The organism is Rhodopirellula bahusiensis, assembly GCF_002727185.1.
Taxonomy (GTDB): Bacteria; Planctomycetota; Planctomycetia; order Pirellulales; family Pirellulaceae; genus Rhodopirellula; species Rhodopirellula bahusiensis.
This window is the reverse complement of the sequence record NZ_NIZW01000004.1, coordinates 224,534-243,259: the sequence shown is the minus strand read 5'-3', so window position 1 is coordinate 243,259 and position 18,726 is coordinate 224,534. Positions and strand designations below refer to the sequence as shown.

At 56.3% G+C, this 18,726-nt stretch carries 1 protein-coding gene; it reads right to left on the bottom strand.

Features of this window, described 5'->3' with window-relative positions; all coding sequences use genetic code 11:
- Positions 1–49: 49 nt before the first annotated feature.
- Positions 50–18,388, bottom strand: coding sequence for a tandem-95 repeat protein (locus CEE69_RS07570; protein WP_449314200.1), 18,339 nt, complete (start codon positions 18,386–18,388; stop codon positions 50–52).
- Positions 18,389–18,726: the final 338 nt, after the last annotated feature.

Here is an 18,726-nt window from a genome sequence, read left to right as displayed (position 1 = left end):
GGAGTGCTGCTTGAGGGGCCCCATTTGGAGCCCCTCGGGTCAGCAAATCTTAATTGTGATCAATTTCATCAGAGAAAAGATCAACCAAGGCGGAGTCAATTGCTCCGTCCAATCCGATGCCTGATTCGGATTGAGACGATTCTAAGTCGTCGGCCAATGCGTTGGCCAGCAATTCGTTGCGTTCTGATTGCCCCGAATCGATGTCAAAACCAACCGAGAGCACGTTGTCGAGCGATGCTTCCGCGGAAACAGTCAGTTCACCGGCCGGGTTACGGTCGCTCGTGATGGCCGAGGAAATTGGCACCGCGTTGGCCGCCGTGGCGGAGGTAGCAGCCTGAGATGCCAAGGTCTGCGTCGACGCGAAACGTCCGGCCGATGCCGAGTCAAATGACCCAGACACGATCGTCGTGTTGTCGTCCAGCAATGGCTCGCCACCCGCATTGGTGCCGTCGACCGAACGAGAGTTGAGCTCGTTGATCACTTGCAAGGCATCCAGTGCTGACACGCGTCCGTCGCCGTTGACGTCGTAGTAATCCGGTGGTGAAGACGGAATTCGATCGATCGTCAGATCCGCATTTGGATCGTTTGGATCACGAAGCTCGTCGCGGTTGAGCAAGTTGATCACTCGCAAAGCGTCGATCGCCGTGACGAAACCGTCCGCGGTCACATCGAATCGGTCCGATGGGTTTTGGTAAGCCGATTGCCCGAAGGTAATCGTCACCGTAACCGGTGGACTCAATCGACCCGTGTTGTCTTGCACGCGGTAGGTGAAGCTGTCGCCGGTTGGCAACGGATTCAGCGAGCTGGACTCTGGGTTGAAGGTGTAGATGAACGTCCCGTCATCGTTTCCGCTGAGAGAAACCGTTCCGTAGGTAGGTTGCGTGACCGAACCGGACGCGATGCTCAAAGTGGAATTCAAATCAGGATCGAAGTCATTTCGCAACAGTCCCAAAGCTGGGTCGTTGATCTCAAGACGGCCTCCCAACGATACCGAGTAAGCGTCTTCCACACCGGTCGGTGCGTCTTCGGCCGCTAGTACTTGCAGTTCGAATTGGTGAGTCGCTTGGAATTGTGAATCACGAGCCGACAGTTCAATGGTCACTTGACCAGATTGGTTTGGCTGTGGAGTGATTCGCAACGAGTTGCCAAAGAACTCAATCGATTGAACCAATGGATGGGCCGCGATTTGGGCCGCCGTTGGATTCACGATCGTTCCCAGACGTGTGACCGAGTAGGTCAGTGTGTCTCCGTCTGGATCGAAGAAGACCTGGGTCAAATCTTCGACCGCGACGTTGTCTTCGATGATCTGAAGCGGATTCAAGCTGCCTTGAACGATCGGAGCATCCGGCGATCCAGTGACGGTGACCAAGATCGTTTGATCAGTTGTCAAACCCGATGGATCACGAGCGGTGATCAAAACCGGAATGCTGTCGCCGTTCTGGAATGGAACGAAGTCGATGTTCAACTCGTTGCCCGAGATCGTTGGGTTGATCACGGAAGTGCCACCCGATGCGGTGACCTCGTAGGTCATCGTATCTCCGTCCGGGTCGCTGAACCAAGCGTTCAAGTCGAAGGTCACTCCTTCGCCCGCCTGTTTCCGTTCGTCAAATCTCAGTGTCGTTTCACCTGAGACGCCATTGACGCCGATGAATTCGGGCTGGTTGTTGACGCTGCCAACATTGATCGTCACCGTCGCTGTCGAGACTCCACCTTCGGAGTCCTGCACTTCGTAGGTGAATCGATCCGTGCCGCTGAATTGCGAACGCGGTGTGTAGACCAGTTGGTTGCCGACCAAACTGACGGTGCCACCCGCTTCGGTGAAGCGATTGTTGATGACTTGGCCATTGACCACACGTTGGAACTGGTTGGGAACAAGGAAGATCTGTTGACCGTCGTTCTGTTCGTCAATTGGTCCCGCAGTGTCGTTATTCAAGATTCCGTCTGCACCATCCACGTCGATGTTCAACGGGGTGTCTTCGTTGGTGCTGTATGTGTCGTCCACCAAACGTGGATTGTCGTTGATCGGCGTGATCACGATGCTGACGCGGCCGACCGTTGCGGCGGTTGCACTGACAATCGTGTTCTGGCCCGGTGCTTCGCGATCTGCGACTCGGTAGATGAACGTATCAGGCGTTGCTCCGCTGTAATCCTGCGGCGGCGTGTACTGAATCGTTCGGCCGTTGTTGGTGATCGCCAGCGTTCCGCCCTGCGTCGTTTGGAATGCAGTTGAGCCCGTGCCAGCAAACTGGAAGAACAACTCCTGCTCACCTGGTTCAGAACCAGGCCCAGCGACGAAGTAAGGATCAATCAGGTCGGCTGCAGAGAAGACCACAGGTCCGAGCGAGGTTTGATCTTCCTGGCTGACCACGTTGTCTTCCAAGATCGATTCAGTCGTCAGCACGTCACTTGGCTGAACGCCAGGTTGCAGCGTTGGAGCATCGTTGACCGGAGTGACCGTGATGGTCGCCGTGATCGCACGTGAACTGACGAGTTGTCCATTCGGGTTGCCGGGCGACACATCCGTTGCACGTACCACGAAGGTAGCGTTACCGGAGAAGTCCGCATCAGCGTCGAAAGTGAATGTGCCATCCGCAGCGATGTTCACCACACCCGCGACGCGAGTGGCATCGTTGACGTCGTAGATCGTCTTGGAGCCAACGTCATCTGCAAAGATCGCAACGTCTTGCCCGTCGGGCTCAGTTACAGCACTCAGCAATCCGTTGTCGTTGGCGATGCTTGGGGTCAGCGTTCCAGTTGCATCAATCGCTTGCAGCGTCGCACCTTCCGCGACGCTGTAGTTGCGGTTCGCAGCGGCGTCGTCAACGGTCGGCGGCAAACCTGGCAACAACGTTACCAAGTAGTCCTCCACTTCACCCGACAGGGCCAAACCATTTGGCGACAAGCCGCCTTCGGTCGAGACACGGAAACGAGCGTAGGTCGAACTCACACCACTGGTTGGTGCGGGTGCCGTGTCAGGGAATTGAATCACAAATTCGCGAGTGATTTGACCGGGCGTTTCTGGGTTGCTCTCGAACTGAACGTTTTGCAACACATACTCGCCGGCGTCATCCCAGTCACCGTCGGCATTGAAGTCGATCCAGGCCTGCAGAACGCTGCCTGGAGACGCGGTGACTTGGATCGGTGTGATCACGCCTGGGTTGATGATTCCGCCCGGGTTGGTCGAGCTGGAGAACGTCACTCCGTCTTCATCGTTGCCGGTGAAGTTGACAACGTACCCACCGTTTTCTTGGAAGATGGAACGTTCCGCGGGACGCAGCGGGCTCTCGTCAATGGCTCGGACAATCGCGGTGGCGATGTCTTCTTCTTGGATCAACGCATTGTCGATGTTGCCATCTTCGTCGAAGGCATCAATTGAGATCGCGAAGTTGTCTTCGTCGAAGCGACCATCGATGTCAAATTCCAACGTTGCTTGGACCCCGCCGACTGTCAGCGTGATGGTTTCGCCATCAAACAAGTCCAGCGATGAGAAGTCAGATGGGTTCACTGCGATGCGAACGTCTCCGCCAACAATCGTGTTGGAGAACAGCGTCGCGGGGAGTGGTCCACCGGCTGGCGTCAGCGGTGACACGTCGATCGTTAGATCGTCGCCGTCGGCAGTGCGAACCGCCAATGCATCCGTTTCAGCGTCCACGCGGCTTCCCAAAATCGGGTTGTTGGCTCCACCGATCACGTGACGAGGACCATCTTCGGCCAACGTCGTTGGGTAACGACCAGGAACACCCGCGACTGGATCCGGAGCGTCGCCGAAGTCCAATCCAATGCCTGGCATCAGAATGGTGAACTGAGTCGAGCGATCTTCACGGTTAGGAGCCAGCGGGTTGCCAGCCAAATCCTTGATGGCAGGCAAGTAGTAGTTGCTGACTGGGCCATCGATGATCGATGCGTTTTCGACAAACAAGGTCGAACCGCCGCGGTTTTCCGCTTGCAGCGTGGTCGTCTCGGGTTGTCCCGGTTGGTTGACGCCTTGCAAGGCTTGCAGAATGCTTCGTTTGACGTCTTCGGAGTTGTTGTCCGGCGAGATCGGAATTGCGATTGCTCCGCCGGGGACACCGACCACGTTCAGCGTGGTCGATCCAGAGATATCAACTTGCGTGCCTGGCAAATCGTTCAAGCGAACGGTGCCAGCTTCCACGTCAGCAACCGGCATCAACTCTTGGCCAGTCGCAGGATCGACAGCGAATCGCAAACCACCGCGATTGTTGCTGATCGTCGCAGCCAAGCTTTGAGCGATCTCACCGATCGAGCTGCTGGAGTTGAACGTGACTGGGATGTTGCCAGGACGGACTCCGCCACCACCATCGCTGAGTTCAAACTCGAACGAAATGTCGACATCGCCCTGACGCAGTCGCAACACTTCACCGTCGGCCACGATTCCACGGTCGACGGAGATGCCCGGTGTGCCCGGAACGAGCAGGCCTGGCAAACCATTGTTGTCGACGCGATCGCGATCGATTCGACCCAGAGAAATCTGGTTGTTGGCATTGACCGTGGCGGTCATGTCAGCAGGCGAGGCGTTGATGACGGCTGCCAAGTTCGCAGCCAACTGAGCACCGTTTTGGTTGGAATCGTAAGGAACAAAGATGGCACCTGGAACGGCGGTCACATTGTTCAGACCCGTTGGCAAAACGAACTGCAAAACAACATCGTTGCCCGCATCGTCTCGCAGGATCAAAGCACTGCCGTTGGTGATGCTGAATCCGCCCAACGTTGGCATCGTCAGCAGCAACGGGCCAAAGACCTGAACGGTGCTGCTTTCCGTTACACCGGGTTCGCCGCGAACTTCCAGCGAACTTCCAGCGGTGACCGTGATGATCGCCGGCTGAGGAATGATGTCTTGTCCGTTGACGTTGACTGTCTCGTTGGACTCGACTTGCACTTGACCAGGGGCCACCACTCGTGAACCCGTCGCCAATCCATTGATCAAGTCAGCGGAGTTGTTCAAGGCGTCGCGAACGGCAGTTGCCAAGTCGCTGGCCGTGTCGGTCAAACGGAACGGCATGCGGAAGTGACCGGGCTCGACACCGTCGAAGGTGTCTTGGCCGTTTTCGTCTTCCGTGATCAAGTCGAACTCCAACGTGCGTCGGACTTCGAACTCGGAGGTCTCGTTCAACGACAAGCCGCCATAGTCGGATTGGAACGTTGCCGTCACACCGGCTGGCAGATTCAAGAACACGTATTGGTCTTGAGCCACTGGGTCAGCGGTCAAGCCAGCGTTGCGGAGCAAGCTGGCCAATCGGCGAGCAAACTCTTCACGCGAAACAAGCACGAGCGTTTCATTGCCGACGTCATCGGTGACTGTTTCGGTGATGTCCAGGACAAAGCTGCCTGGCGTTGGGATCAAGTCGTTTTCAGACGCATCGATTTGAACTCGAACACGTTCGCCGGAACTGGTTTGCAGGACGAAGACGTTGTTGTCGAGGGTCGCACCAAAGTCGGCCACGGCCAGGCCAGCTGGGTAAGCCGTGCCCAATTCGATTGCCGTCGAAACGGTCGCGGGGCTTTCGGTGACGCGAATGATGTCGCCATCACTGACGGGACGACTCAGTCCAATGGCGGTCAACTGACCGGCGCTGATGTTGACAAAGCCCGCGGATGGCAAGTTCAAGTAGACCGCATCGTCGATCACGGTCGGAACCAATCCGAGTGCCGAGTTCGACAAGGTGTCGGCGATGACCTGAGCCAATTCCAAAGATGTCAAATCATTCGGAGCGACTGTGATCACCACTGGGACGAAGGTTGGATCGCTCAGCGTTCCATCTTCGGTGAATTCAAAGGTGCGAGTCACGTTGCCATTGCTGACGATGAACGTGTCGCCAACTTGAACGCCACCAAACGCGGTGCCAGCACGAGGTGCTTGCAATGCCAATGTTCGGGCGTCTTGTTCCATGCCGCCGGCGGATGTGTCCACGGTGTATCCCGCGGGAGCACCCAGAACGACTCGTTCACCATCGACAACCACTTCGACTTCGAAGTTCGGGTTGGCTGCGAGTGCCGAGTTGATTGCCGTTTCGATGTCACGAGCAATGCGTTCTCGAACTTCTTGACGACCTTCCGGAGTGTCGACTTGGGACTCGGGCAGGATAATCGGCGTTGCGTCACCCAACACGGTTCCGTCGCGGTCAAATTCGAACACCAATGTGTCGTTTTCACCGTCGTTGATACGGAAGGAGTCACCGTCGCTCAATCCACCTGCGTCGATGCCAACTTCTGGAACGACCAAGGTCAGCGTTTCAGGCAAGAACAGCTGATAGCCTGATTCGAATTCGAAGACGACTGTGCCGCCGTCGGAGTCAGTGATGCTGACTTGTTGTCCGTCACGCACTTCGCTCGGGTCAGGAGCAACGATGACGCTGCGGTCACGGTTGTTCAGCGAGATGCTGTAAGCGTTTTCTTCACGCCAAATGCCAGCCAATGGCGTCAGCGTGATCAGGTTGCTCGTTTCGTCGTAATCGAAGGTGTAATCGATGCCTTCGGTCAACAACTTCTCGTTCTCGAAGACCGCAACGTTGGCACCCACCGGACGCAGTCCGCTGATTGGTGCCACCACAACCGTGTCGTCATCAATCCCGATTCCAGAGAATGGGTTGGACGAGTCGCCTGTGTCACGCAGTTGAATCGTGAACTTCTGTTGGTTGCCACCGGTCAGTTGCAGGAAGCTCTCCGAAACATCGCTGTCACGACCTTCTGCATCGTTGTCGAGTGGGTTCTGCAGGGTAGCAACAGGACCATTGAAGTCGGCCAGTTCGTTTGCACCGCGGTCGATGAACAAGCTTCCGCCGACACCGGTCGGAGGAGCCGCCAAATCATTGTCGGCACGCAGCACGCCGTTCCCGTCGCGGGTTGGTGCAAGGATGTTGCTGGTCCCCAGACCAACGCTTTCTTTCACTCCGCCAAACGCATCACGCTCGACGACGGAGCTGGCACCACTGTCGATCGCCAGCGAGAACAACGCTGGGATGAAGTTGTCGCCATCGGCATTGGCGAACAAGACATCGTTGTTGTCCAATGTGATGTTGAAGTCATCCGTTCCGCCATTGACGTTGCTGGGGCCGGTGGCACCATCAGTCGTCAGGCCAACGCCACCGTTGTTCAAGCCATTGATGTTCTGGCGGAACAATGTCGTTGCTGGTTGGTCGTGTTGGAACAGGTTGTTCGTGACAACCACTTCTGACGGCTTGATGTGTTCGTCTGGATCGGTCGGGTGACTGAAACCACGGAATTGGGTTTCCTCGACAACGACGCTCTGGTTCAAGTTTGCCAGGACGTTGTTGATCAATGTGGCACTGCTACCACCGGTCAACATCACACCCGTTTCAGGAAGCAATTGGTCCATCTCCACACCGGGCTGAGGATCCATTCGCAATGGAGTGGTGCCACCTTCCGGCGGAATGATCTCAATCTTGGCTGCGTTCTTGATTAGCAGGTAGAGTTCGGTCGTTCCGAGCCCTGATGTAGTCGTGCCTACAAATCCCCAGCTTTCGACTTCGCTGGTTCGATCGTGACCGAATCCGTACTGGAAATCGCTACCAGGGCCGTAAGGCATCGGGATTGAGAAGTCGAAACGATCAAGGCCAGCGGCACTGCCTGCTAGTCCACCGAGTGCAAGTGCTTCGACTCGAGTGATTGGTCCAGCGACCGAACCGATGTCATCATCGTCCGGACCATTGTCGAACTCGTTGTTTGGAAGCGGTGGGCTGGTCAACGTTGGGTTGTCGACAACCCCAGCGCCGTTAATCGCATCTTGCAATGCAGAGAGGATTTCCGGAGTTCGGAATCCGTCACCTGGTTGCAAAGGAACGTTGACAACCGTTTCACCGTTGTCATCTATACGGATACCAGCGATGGAATCCGTGAATAGGAATCGCATTGAGTTGGTGCTGTCGGGAGCGACAAATCCGTCCTGGCGATCAGGAATCTGAGTGATCACGATCGAGGTGCCGATCAAATCATCACCGGTCGATCCCAAGTTGCCAGTGTTTCTACCCAGGTTTTGATCGTCGATGCTCAGCACGAAATCGCGAGCAGCATAGGCTTCGATTGCAATGGTGTAGTCACCCGTCGTCGCGGTGCTCTTCGCACGTCCTGACAAGGCGTTCGGGTCGTATTCATCGTTGCCTTGCAATGAAACGCCAACGTAGTAAGTGCCTTTGACCGTCGCGGTGAAATCCATGAATGGATCGACCGCACGCAAGTTTGGCTGAGTGTCGTCGGCAGTGTCGACTGGATCGACGCCCGGGTCGACATAGGTGTCTTCCAAAGTCGGGTCCGTTGCGGTCTCCAAGTGAGTTGGAGCGGCGCCGGAATCGTTGGTGGCAACGACAATTCCGTTCGAATCAAACAGTCGCAAGACCAAGTCGGGGCCTTCGGGAATGTCGATATCAGCTGCGAGCGTATCGATGTCGATCGTCAAACGATCGCCCACTTTCAGTTCGACCTCATAGAAGTCGACATCTTGTTGAGCTGTGGTCAGTGGATCGCCATTGCCGATCGTCGCGTCGGTAATGTAAGGGCCGTTGTGCGATTGACCAATCTTGGTGTCGCGAGCACCGCTCGGTGTGTCGTCGCCATCAACGCCGGTCGTGATCGCAGCTTGTGAGAACTGCGATTCGGTGCCGTCTTGACCGTAAATCGTATTGTTCACGATTCGCGAGAAAGGTTGAGGAGCTTCGGCCACGGCAGCGGGAGTGGCAAGGAATGGATTGCCGCCGCCCTTCGCGAACGAGGTGTCGAAGTAGATCCCCGAGACGCCTTCCAAGAAGACCGTGGCGGTTGGGAAGGACATGTCGCTGAGGTAGCGGTTTTCTTCCAATTCATCGCCGAACATGATCGACGGACCAATCGTCGGATGAACCAATTGAACCATGTCATTGGTCATCAGGATGCTGCCCTGGATGGACTGGTAGATCGACATCATCACTTCGTGTCGAGTCGACGCGTAGCCCCGGCGTGCAGCCTGCGGAACAGTTGGCGGGTTGTAGAGCGCTGTGCCCGTTTGTCGGTAGTAGATCGGCACGTGACCATCGACGTAGCCGTCGCCACCGATGGTAGCACTCCCGTCCGGATTGACGCCGCCACCGATGTCTTCGAACTCGAACGTCACCCGGGTGCCAGCGGCATCGATGGTCATCGTCAGACCATCGGAGATGAAGTCACCGAAACCGATGTCGCCAAGGAAGTCGCCGCTGAAGAACGAATCGATTTGCCAAGGTCGAGTTTCACCGTCGACCTTAATAGCCGAGTAACCAGCACTGTCGATGGTGTTGTTGACGATGCTCACGGAAGGAGCCAATCCACCGACGACTGAGTTGTTCAGGGTTGGCAGGTTTCGGACCGCACCAGGTGTGGTGTTGCCGATCGGAGGCTGCTGGATGTAAGGATTGACTTCGCCGGCGAAGAAGTCGTTATTATTGAAGCCGAAGAAGTTTCCGAGATCCAACGCGAATTGCGAACGAGCCTTGATGTCTTGCGGGTCAACTCCACGCTCGCCTGGTTCACTCCAGATACCAATCGCGTGGACGTCGCTAATCTTGTTGGAGTCAATGAAGACTTGATCTTGTCGACGCTGAACGTTTTGGTCGCCCACGTACTCGGTGTAGATCGCGGGCAGTCGGAATGATGTGCCAGCGGGCACGATCGGATCGGCAGCATCAGGTACATCGCCAACCGAATCCACTTTGTAGAAGTCACCGACCACAGCCGCCGACAAGGCGATGCGAACGTCGTTGTTGCCGCCTGCCGTGTCCCCGGAGGAATCCGTCGCCTGGATTGGAACCAAGGCTTGGACGGCGGGCAGATTGAACGCAGTTCGCATCCGCTCCGCAACTTCGATTTGAGTGGTCACGCCACTGATATCGATCGGGATATTGCCCGCGACGACTGAACCAGTGCTGTTGAATTCGAATGTCACACTACGGACATTGTCCGACATGGAGAACGTGTCGCCGTCGTTCAATTGCGACGGATGAGGAGCAACGATCGTCATCGTCTGAGCCAATCGATCGTTGGTGTCGAACGAGACCGTTGGCGTCTGAGTCGTTGCCGACGTGGTCGTCGTGTATTCCTGGCCAGGACGGATCTCGAGTTGATATTCGCCGAGGACGGTCTGCGATTGTCCAGTGAATCCGGTACGACCCGATGCGGCACCGACCACCATTTCACCACGTTCGGCAAAGCCGACAATGAAGTTGTCCAGGTACAAACCTTCGCCGCCGAAGACGGGCCCGGTTCCTGCCGAAAGGTCGGTGTCGTATTCGAAGCGAATGACCACATTGGTATCGCCTGCGAACTGTCCCAAATCCAATCGGGCCTGGTACCAATTGTCTTGCGCGTCTTGCTGAAGAAGATCGCCGGTCGTGCCCGCAATTCCAGCCGCGTTACCAGCAATCACCACTTCAGTCTGCTGGTCACTGCGAGCGATCACGCGAACTTCATCGGTGCCGATGTCGCTGAGCAAGTAATCAAAGTACAGGTACGGTTGATCCGCATCGCTGTAACCGGACAAGTCAAACGCAACGCTGTCCAGGTCACCACGGATTTCAGAGCGGTCGAAGTACAGCGATTGGTTATTGGGGTCACCACCGTCGACCACATGATCTTCAACTGAGACGTTCAGTTCGTAGGTGCCCTGTTGAGGACGTTCATCGACGTCGAGTGAGAAGACCTGCGTCGCGGGGTCGTACCCGGTTGCTTCGGGTGAGACCGCAACGTAGTAGACGCCAGCCTGCAAGAAGGTTTCGATGTACGGGTCATCGGTGAAGATGCTCAGTGCATCACCGATGCTTCCTTCTGCACCATCGTTCGTCGCCGAGAATGAGTTGGTCGCAATCACAACGCCGAACGCATCCAGCAACTGCAGCTTCAAGTCGACGCTGTCGCTTTGGAAGTCTTCGATGTCAGGATCAATGTCGATGCCGCCGAAGCCGGGGTTGGCGTCGTAGGCGAACGGAATGACGCCATCATCGACGTCCAAGATGACTCTCGAACCGTCAACCGGTACGACGAATTGATAGACGTCGACCACTTCGTTGATCGTTGTTCCCAACACCTTCGTGTGTGGGATCTGCTGAGATGTGTTGGTGCCGAATGTGTTGCCGATGTTCGGATCATCATTCAGGCTCCAACCAAGGTTGGCTTCCAGGTCGTCTGCAGCGAACAACGAGTCATTGAACTCTGTCTCGAACTGAACGCTGTCGGGGAACAAGTCCACGTTTCGCGAACCATTGAAGGTTTGCTTGGAATTGTGACCGACATCCGTGGCACGATCGAGCGTTGTCGACCAGCCAAACGGCAAGACGCTGGTGTCGATGAAGAACGGTTCGACCGGGGCGTCAGCAGTCGTTTGAATGCTGTTAGCGATTTGGTCGTCCACAATTCGAAGAATCGAATCGATTGGTTCCAAACGGACCAACGGATCAGACAACACGTCCGGGGTGGTGCCTTCGCCGGTAACGGCCACGTAGTACGTTCCAGTCCCACCTGGCATTGCGAGAGGACCGATGTAGGCGTCGCCATTATCGATGCTTCCTCGTTGCAGCAGATCAATCGGCGAGTCGCCATCGATGGATTGATCTTCCAAGATGTTGCTATCGTTTCCAATTGCAACCAAACGTGGTTGAGCGTCGCCGGTTTCGCCATCGGGGTCGTAGAAGATCGACAGCATGGTATCGGGACGATTGAAACCATCTGCATAATCGATGTCGAAGATCAACGTGTCACGGCTAACCGCACCTTGTGATCCAAGCACATCGATTTGGTAGTGGTCGATGTCCGCAACGGTGTCCAGCGAACCACCGACGCTGATCACGCCGTTGCGGCTTTCCAGGGTGTTGCCCAGGTATTGAGCACGTTGACCGGGTGAGTCCAGACCTGAGACAGCGACATCGTTGCTCGATGTGTTGCCGAACTGTTCGTTTTCCTGTGCTTCGCCCAAGAGCGGCGAATTCGCCATGGCACCGCGAACGTGGATACCGTTGTTGGCATAGCGAATGTCGGCGTAGCGAACCATGCTGCCGCTGAATTCTTGCTCTTCACGCAAGCGAACCTGGAAACGGTAGCCACCGCGAGTCAAACCACCTTCGGTGTCGTCTGGGTTGACCGCTGCACTGCGAACTCGAATGAAGTAGTTCGACGAGTTGCCAATTGGGCCTGGCAAAGTGATCCGCAGACCGGCATCGCGAGGATTGACCGTGTCGTAATCCATGAATCCATCGAAGTTGCTGTTGGCTTGCAGCGAGCCTGCCAGTCCTTCAGCACTTGGGTCGAGAATCGCGACATCGGCGTCGCCATTGACTTCATCGAAGGAGTTGTCACTTCGAGCGATGACGTTTCCGTCTGGATCAAGTATCTCGAGGACAGTGTCCAAGGTGAACGATGTGTGGTCCAAGTCGACCCAGATCTGCGTGCCGGCTTCTCCCGTGAACGCATAGGTGTCGATGTCGTTGGCTTGCGATAGGAAGCCTTCGACTTCAAATCCAAGGCGGTTTTGATCGTCGCTGAACAACTCGTTGGGAGCCAACGTGCCGAGTGCTTGAGCGGTCACAACGGAGCCGTTCAAACCGGGGCTGACTTCCGATTTGAGTTCACGTTCGAGAATGAATTCGATGTTGGTGTAATTCGCGTTCTCTTCGAACAGGATGCTACGCCAATCATTTGATTCTGGACGGCTAGCGAACGAGTCACCATTGGTGTCCAGGAACGAAGTTCCATCCGGCATCAAACCGGCACCTACGGAATCGTCAGCCAAGCTGGTCAAGACGACAGGCGAACCTGGCATACCGATCACTTGAACCGTTCCGCCGATGCGATCGTCGATGTCACCGACGGTGCCGGTGGCAGTCAATCCGGTGCCGCTGGTGGAGCTAAACGCGGTTCCACCACCAGACAATTTGACGACCAGGCTTTCTTCCGCACGGCTGAACAAACGCAAGCCGCCGCTGGAGTGCAGGTTGCCGACATCAATGCTGTCAAACAGCATGTGAACGATGTCCGTGTCATCCCAGATGCTCTCGGTGGTGAGTTCGCCACCGCGGATTTCTAGACCGCTGAGTTGTCGTTCCGCCGCGGCGCCGTTTGCGACCACTTCGTAACGGTTCAAACGGATCAAAGGACCGTAGTTGTCATCGAGCTCAGAGAAGTTCTCAACCGAACCTGTTTGACGACCGAGGTCGACGATGCGTTCGGCGGTCATCGAGTTGCTGTCGATGTCGATGATGCTGCCGCGGTTATCGACGAAGTCGTTGCCAACGATGATTGGTTGGCTGCCGCGAACGTGAATGGTCGATGGAGTGACGCCCGGACGACCGAATCGGCCAACGTCACCGGCACCATCTTGTCCGTCGTCATTGAATTCGAATCGTGAATTGACAACGCGAGCGGAGGCTTGTTGCAATTGCAACGGAACAAAGCCGCGGCTTTCACCACCGGGAATCAAACTCACGCCACCCGCATAGGCGATGGTCGCGGAGTCCAGGCTGATGTGCGAGTTCGGGCCGGCATAGATGCCTGACCAGTCGCCGCGATCCGGATCGAAGACCGTGCCGGTCGCTGCATCGTTGCTGGTGTCGAACGTTCCGCCCGCACCAAAACGATCGTCAAGCAAACTGGTGAAAATCACTGGACGCTGGGCAGTGCCTTCGGCCAGCAGTTGTGTGCCATGCCCCAGTTCGATTCGTGCTCCGTTGAGCTTGATGATCATCCCCGGATCGATCGTCAGCGAAGCGTCCAAGCGGCCGCGAACGCCGTCCAAATCTGGGTCGAGCAGTGTGCTGTTGGCTGCGGTCTGTTCGCCATCGTCAACAAACGTCTGGCGTGTCGCGTCCAATTGAGCGACGAAGACGTAGTCATTCGTGCCCGGAATGCTGCGATACAAACGACGTGCGACAAAGTTGCTGACTCCGCCGATCGCTGGCAAGTTACGAAGTTCAATCGACGAACCGCTCAAAGTCGATGGGACGACGAAATCGCCGCTTGGGTCGCTCGCAGCGGATTCGAATCCGAAGACGTCGACGAACGTCATCTTGTAGTCGTAAGTCCCTTGATCCAGGTTCCCGCCCAGATTGACGTTGCCCGCGGAACTGGTCAGGTCGGGACGAATGCCGTCTTGGATACTGCCACCGGGAGTGCCCACGATGGAAAGGTTTTCTGCCAGGTAGTGAACCACATCGATGTCGTCGAATCGGCCGGAAACGGTCAATTCGCGAGGCGGTTGATTGGCAGTGGTTTGAACTCGAATGAACAAGCCATTGATACTGTTATCAAGCAGTTGGTTCGAGTAGATGTCTGGACCCACGCGGTCGTAATCCGCGATGAAGCGTCCGGCCACTTGGAACTTCGGACCTTGGAAAGTGGTTTCCTCGAACGTGTCCGGCGAAGCGCTGATCGCCGCATCGGCACTGCGTGTGATGTCGTTGAACGAGATCGTGGGTCGGCGACCGATCATCGTGATCGGGTTGACCAACTGTTGAACCGAATCGATCAGCAAGTTGCTACCACCGCCGAAGCGAATTTCAGCGTGATTGACGCGGTCAATGAAGATGCCTTCGTCTTCCAACGAACTTCGGCCTTGAACCGAGTCGAAGTCACTGCGGAAGACAATTCCGCCCCAGTCGCCAGGTCCGGCTGTCGGCGAGATTCCAGCCGCCGAGACATCGACGTCACGGTCTCGCATGCTCGTCAGGATCACGCTGCCGTTTTCGTAGGCGGCGGTCGCATCCGATGGATCTGTCAACAGAGTTGTGATCGGATCAAATGTCGGGTCGTTGACGTCGTTGTCCGTCGACAATTCAACCAGTCGTGGAGTACCCAAGACTTGCAGCAATGAACCGCTGCGGTCGATTTGCAAGCTGCTACTACCGACCCCGATGCGAGCACTACGGAATTTCAATGCGGCACCCGCATCAATGACCGTGGTCACGCCTCGCGGGATTTCCATGTTGCGTCCGTCTTCCAGGACGCGGCCACCGGTTTCAGTGACACCGAATTGATAGCTGAAGTTGTCGTCTTCCGTTTCGATGTCTCCATCGATTCCACCGTTGCCAACGATGCGAACTTGGTCACCAAAACGAGCGACTGAGAACGCGCTGAGCACGTCGTCACTGGCGATGTTGTTGATCGGCGAATCAATGCTGCCGTCGGCTTGGGCGGCGCCCATTTTATCGACGAAGATCGTTCGGCCATGGATCGTCATGCCCCGGAAGTCAGTCGAGGTGTCGACGGATCGCTCGCCGGACAGTTGAACCAACTCACCCGAGCCAATCAATTCCGCCGAGACGCCCGTGATGCCGGTCAACAGGTTGATTGTGGTAGCCAATTCGTTCGCCAAACCTGCTGCGGGCGAACCCGCACCAACGGTGGCGTTGTACTGAACTGTGACGCTGCCTGGAACGGTCGAGCTTTGACCGATCGGTACGAATTCGTAAACGCGGCGAACACCGGTTCCGCTGATGACTTCGATCGTTTGATTGGGAGTGATCGAGTTGCCGGTCAGTTCAAATTCCAGGATCCGTTCTTCTGGACGGGTTTGGAACCAGAATTGGTACAAGCCGCCCGGAGCTCCATCGCCGTCACCATCCAACGGTGTGCCAGGCACACCGATGCGATCGCCAACGTTGTTGCCATCCAAGTCCATGTCGCGAAGCACGTTCACTTCGTCGACGTTAGGATCAAATTTGACAAGCAGTTCGTATTCGCCCTGCGTGCGACCACCGAAACCACTTTCAGGGATCAATGGGTTGTATTCATCGTTGCCGCTTGCGGCGACGCCGATGTAGTAAGTGCCAGCACCCAGTGACGCGGTGAGGTAGGAATCTTCGCTGAAGTAATCGTCGTTGCGGCTGAGTTGTTCCAAGCCACCGCCGGAGAGGCTGATGGCCGAGAAGTCGAGCACTTCGTTCGGACGTGAAATGTCGGTCGTTGCATCGCCTTCGATCAAGCGAGCTTGGACCAGTGACGAAGCAAACGGATCGTCGTTGATCGCATTGATCAACGCGGACACCGGAACGGCACCCACGCTGCTGCGACGTGGAACGTCCAACAGGATGACGTTGTCGAGCAATTGTCCATCGTCACCGGTTTGACGCAGCACGCGAACTTCGTCGTCGTTGGCAGCACGATCGCTTTGAACGAATTCGATTCGAGTTTGGTTGCCTTCGGCACCTGCTGCGACGGCCATGAACTCGACAGTGAGCGAAGGGCCGAGGTCGAAGTCCGAGGTCGCTGATGCAGCGACTTCTTGGAACAGGGTCAACGTCGTATCGAGAAGGCTGGATTGAGCCAAACGTTCCGCGAAAGTTTCGACGGTCAACGTTCCGAGTCGATCTGCGTCGTTCAGGTTGACCTCGAACCGATACATGTCGATGTCGACACTGTCGGGTCGATAGAGATACTGACCGTGCAGCACGTCCGCGTTACCTGGGAAGACGGGTTCCAGGTTGTTCAGAGCCGCTTCGGTATCCGGGTTGATCGTGTCGTTGAGGAACGCGAACGATCCGCTGAGCAATGTTTCGGGTGGCAATTCAGGAGCGAATTCCAAACCGAGCAACAATCCGACGCCGGCGGCTGCTTTGCGAGTGAAGTCTTCGCCGTAGGCTGTTCCGAAAGTGATCTGGTTGCTGAAGACAATCGCGGGATCCGCGAAGGTTTCGTCCACGCGAACGTTGGCGTTGATGACGTTGAAGCTGACGGAGCTTGCCAGACGTGCGTTGTCACCAACGGCGAACGTGATGCCTTCGGAAACCGTTTCTCGGAACTGCACGCCGATCTTGGCCGACCAGAGGTCGAGCACTTCACGAACGCGATCTTTCTGACGATCGGTGATCTGGTTGCTGAAGGTTGTGCCGCCGGTTGAAGCGACAATGGATTCAAAGTTGTAGGCAATCTCGGTGATGCCATCGACCGAATCGGCACCGAACAATGGGTTGAGGTGGCCTTGGAAGGCGGTGTCGACCTGACGGTGTCCGGGATCGTCGTTCCCACCGGGAAGATCCAAGTCAAACGGCATCGGCGAGATGGATTCGCGAATCAAAACGCTCGACAGTTCACCCGTCGAACCGAGTTCGCCAAGGTTGTACGAGGTTGTCAGCGTGCCGCCCAAACCAACCAAGTTGAAGTCACTCTTGTTGGTCAGGCTCAATGGCAGTGCGAGCGAACCGAAGCTGTTTGAATCGACTTCAACCAATCCGGCGACCGATGGCGTGCTAGCAACAGCGACTCGCAAATCATTGACCGTTGGTGTGGATCCACCAAAGTCGACGACGACGCGTCCATTGGCATCCAAGCTGACCGCCAATCCACCCGCGGCCGAGTTCACGAAGGCAACGGATCGTTCTGGTTGGTCTTCGCCAAGCAACAACGATCGGATCAAAAACTCGCTGCCGCTATTGTCCAGACCAACGCTGGTGAACGGACGAGGGATCACTTCAGCTGGTTGCAGTTGCAATTCAGCCGAGCTGCTGATGGCGTTTCCGATCCGCAGACGGAACGTGCCTCCGCCAACGGGAACTGCGAAGGTTTCTTTGAAGGCAGCTAGGTTGGCTTCGGCTTCGGCCACGGTAGGCGTGCCAGCGACCAAGGCTGCCTCAAGCTGGGCCAGTTGCGATGCATCTTGGGCGGTGAGAACGGCTTGCTCGAACTGCAGGTCGTTGATGTCTTCGGTGTCGAAGAACAAGCGTGCGGTGAAGGTCGCTTCGTCGTACACAACCTTGGCGGGTTGATACACCACATCGTCGGTGGTTCGGACCGAGTCTTGGGTCAGCAGCAGTTGGTAGAAGCGAGGGTTTTCGGCCGATCGCGTGGTGGGGTTTCCGCTGGCATCGTTCTCAACGAACAACGGATCTTCGTTGAAGTAGACAACGATTTCATTGCGGTTCTGCGTCAGGCTTCCGTCCGCGTTGCGAACAACCGGTTGCGGCACGACCGATTCGATCAATGCACCCAGGTCCAAATCGAAGTCGATTGTTTGGACGCGTTCGCCCGCTTCATCGGGAACGAACAGTTCGCCATTCAGGTTTCGAATTCCGACGATGTCTTCATCGGGATTGTCGTAACCGAACAGTTTGATTTGGTAGTCGTCATCCGGCAGGTTTTCGGCAAACCGGACGATGATTTCATTTTGATTGGGATCGCCCAATGAAATCGAACCCGGCTCGATCACGATCTTCTCATTGAAGTCGCTGTCGCCACCGGCACGACTGATTTCAACACCGCCCAACGTCGTCGGGTCGATCTGTTGATTTTCGTCGAAACGGAACGTCAACACGCGCGGTGCCGTTTGGCGGACCGCACCGTCGTCGATCAAATCGCCCTCGTTGGGTTGCACCCCAATGAGTTGCGGCCCGGCCAGTAATTGGCGAGCTTCGAGCGTTTCGACCAAATGACGTCGACGCTGTTGGCGACTCTCGCCCCCGCGTTTGGACGTCTTGGACCGACGACGAACCGGCGCCGATGGCGCACGATCGCGGGAAGAGGCATTTTCCGTGGACGGAGACACTGTGTTTCGCTGACGCGAGGTCATAGACCGAACCTTCTAGGCAGACCAGAGATTGGGCCTTCATTGGCTTCCGAAACAGCCAATTTCCAACCCAATCCGCCGAACTTGTTGTGAATCTCGGAACTTCAACGGACCGCGGAATTGCGGCCAATCAAAGATCAGTCGTGGATGACAAGGCTGATCACACGGCGTTGCTGGGGATCGCTCCGACGTCGATGTCG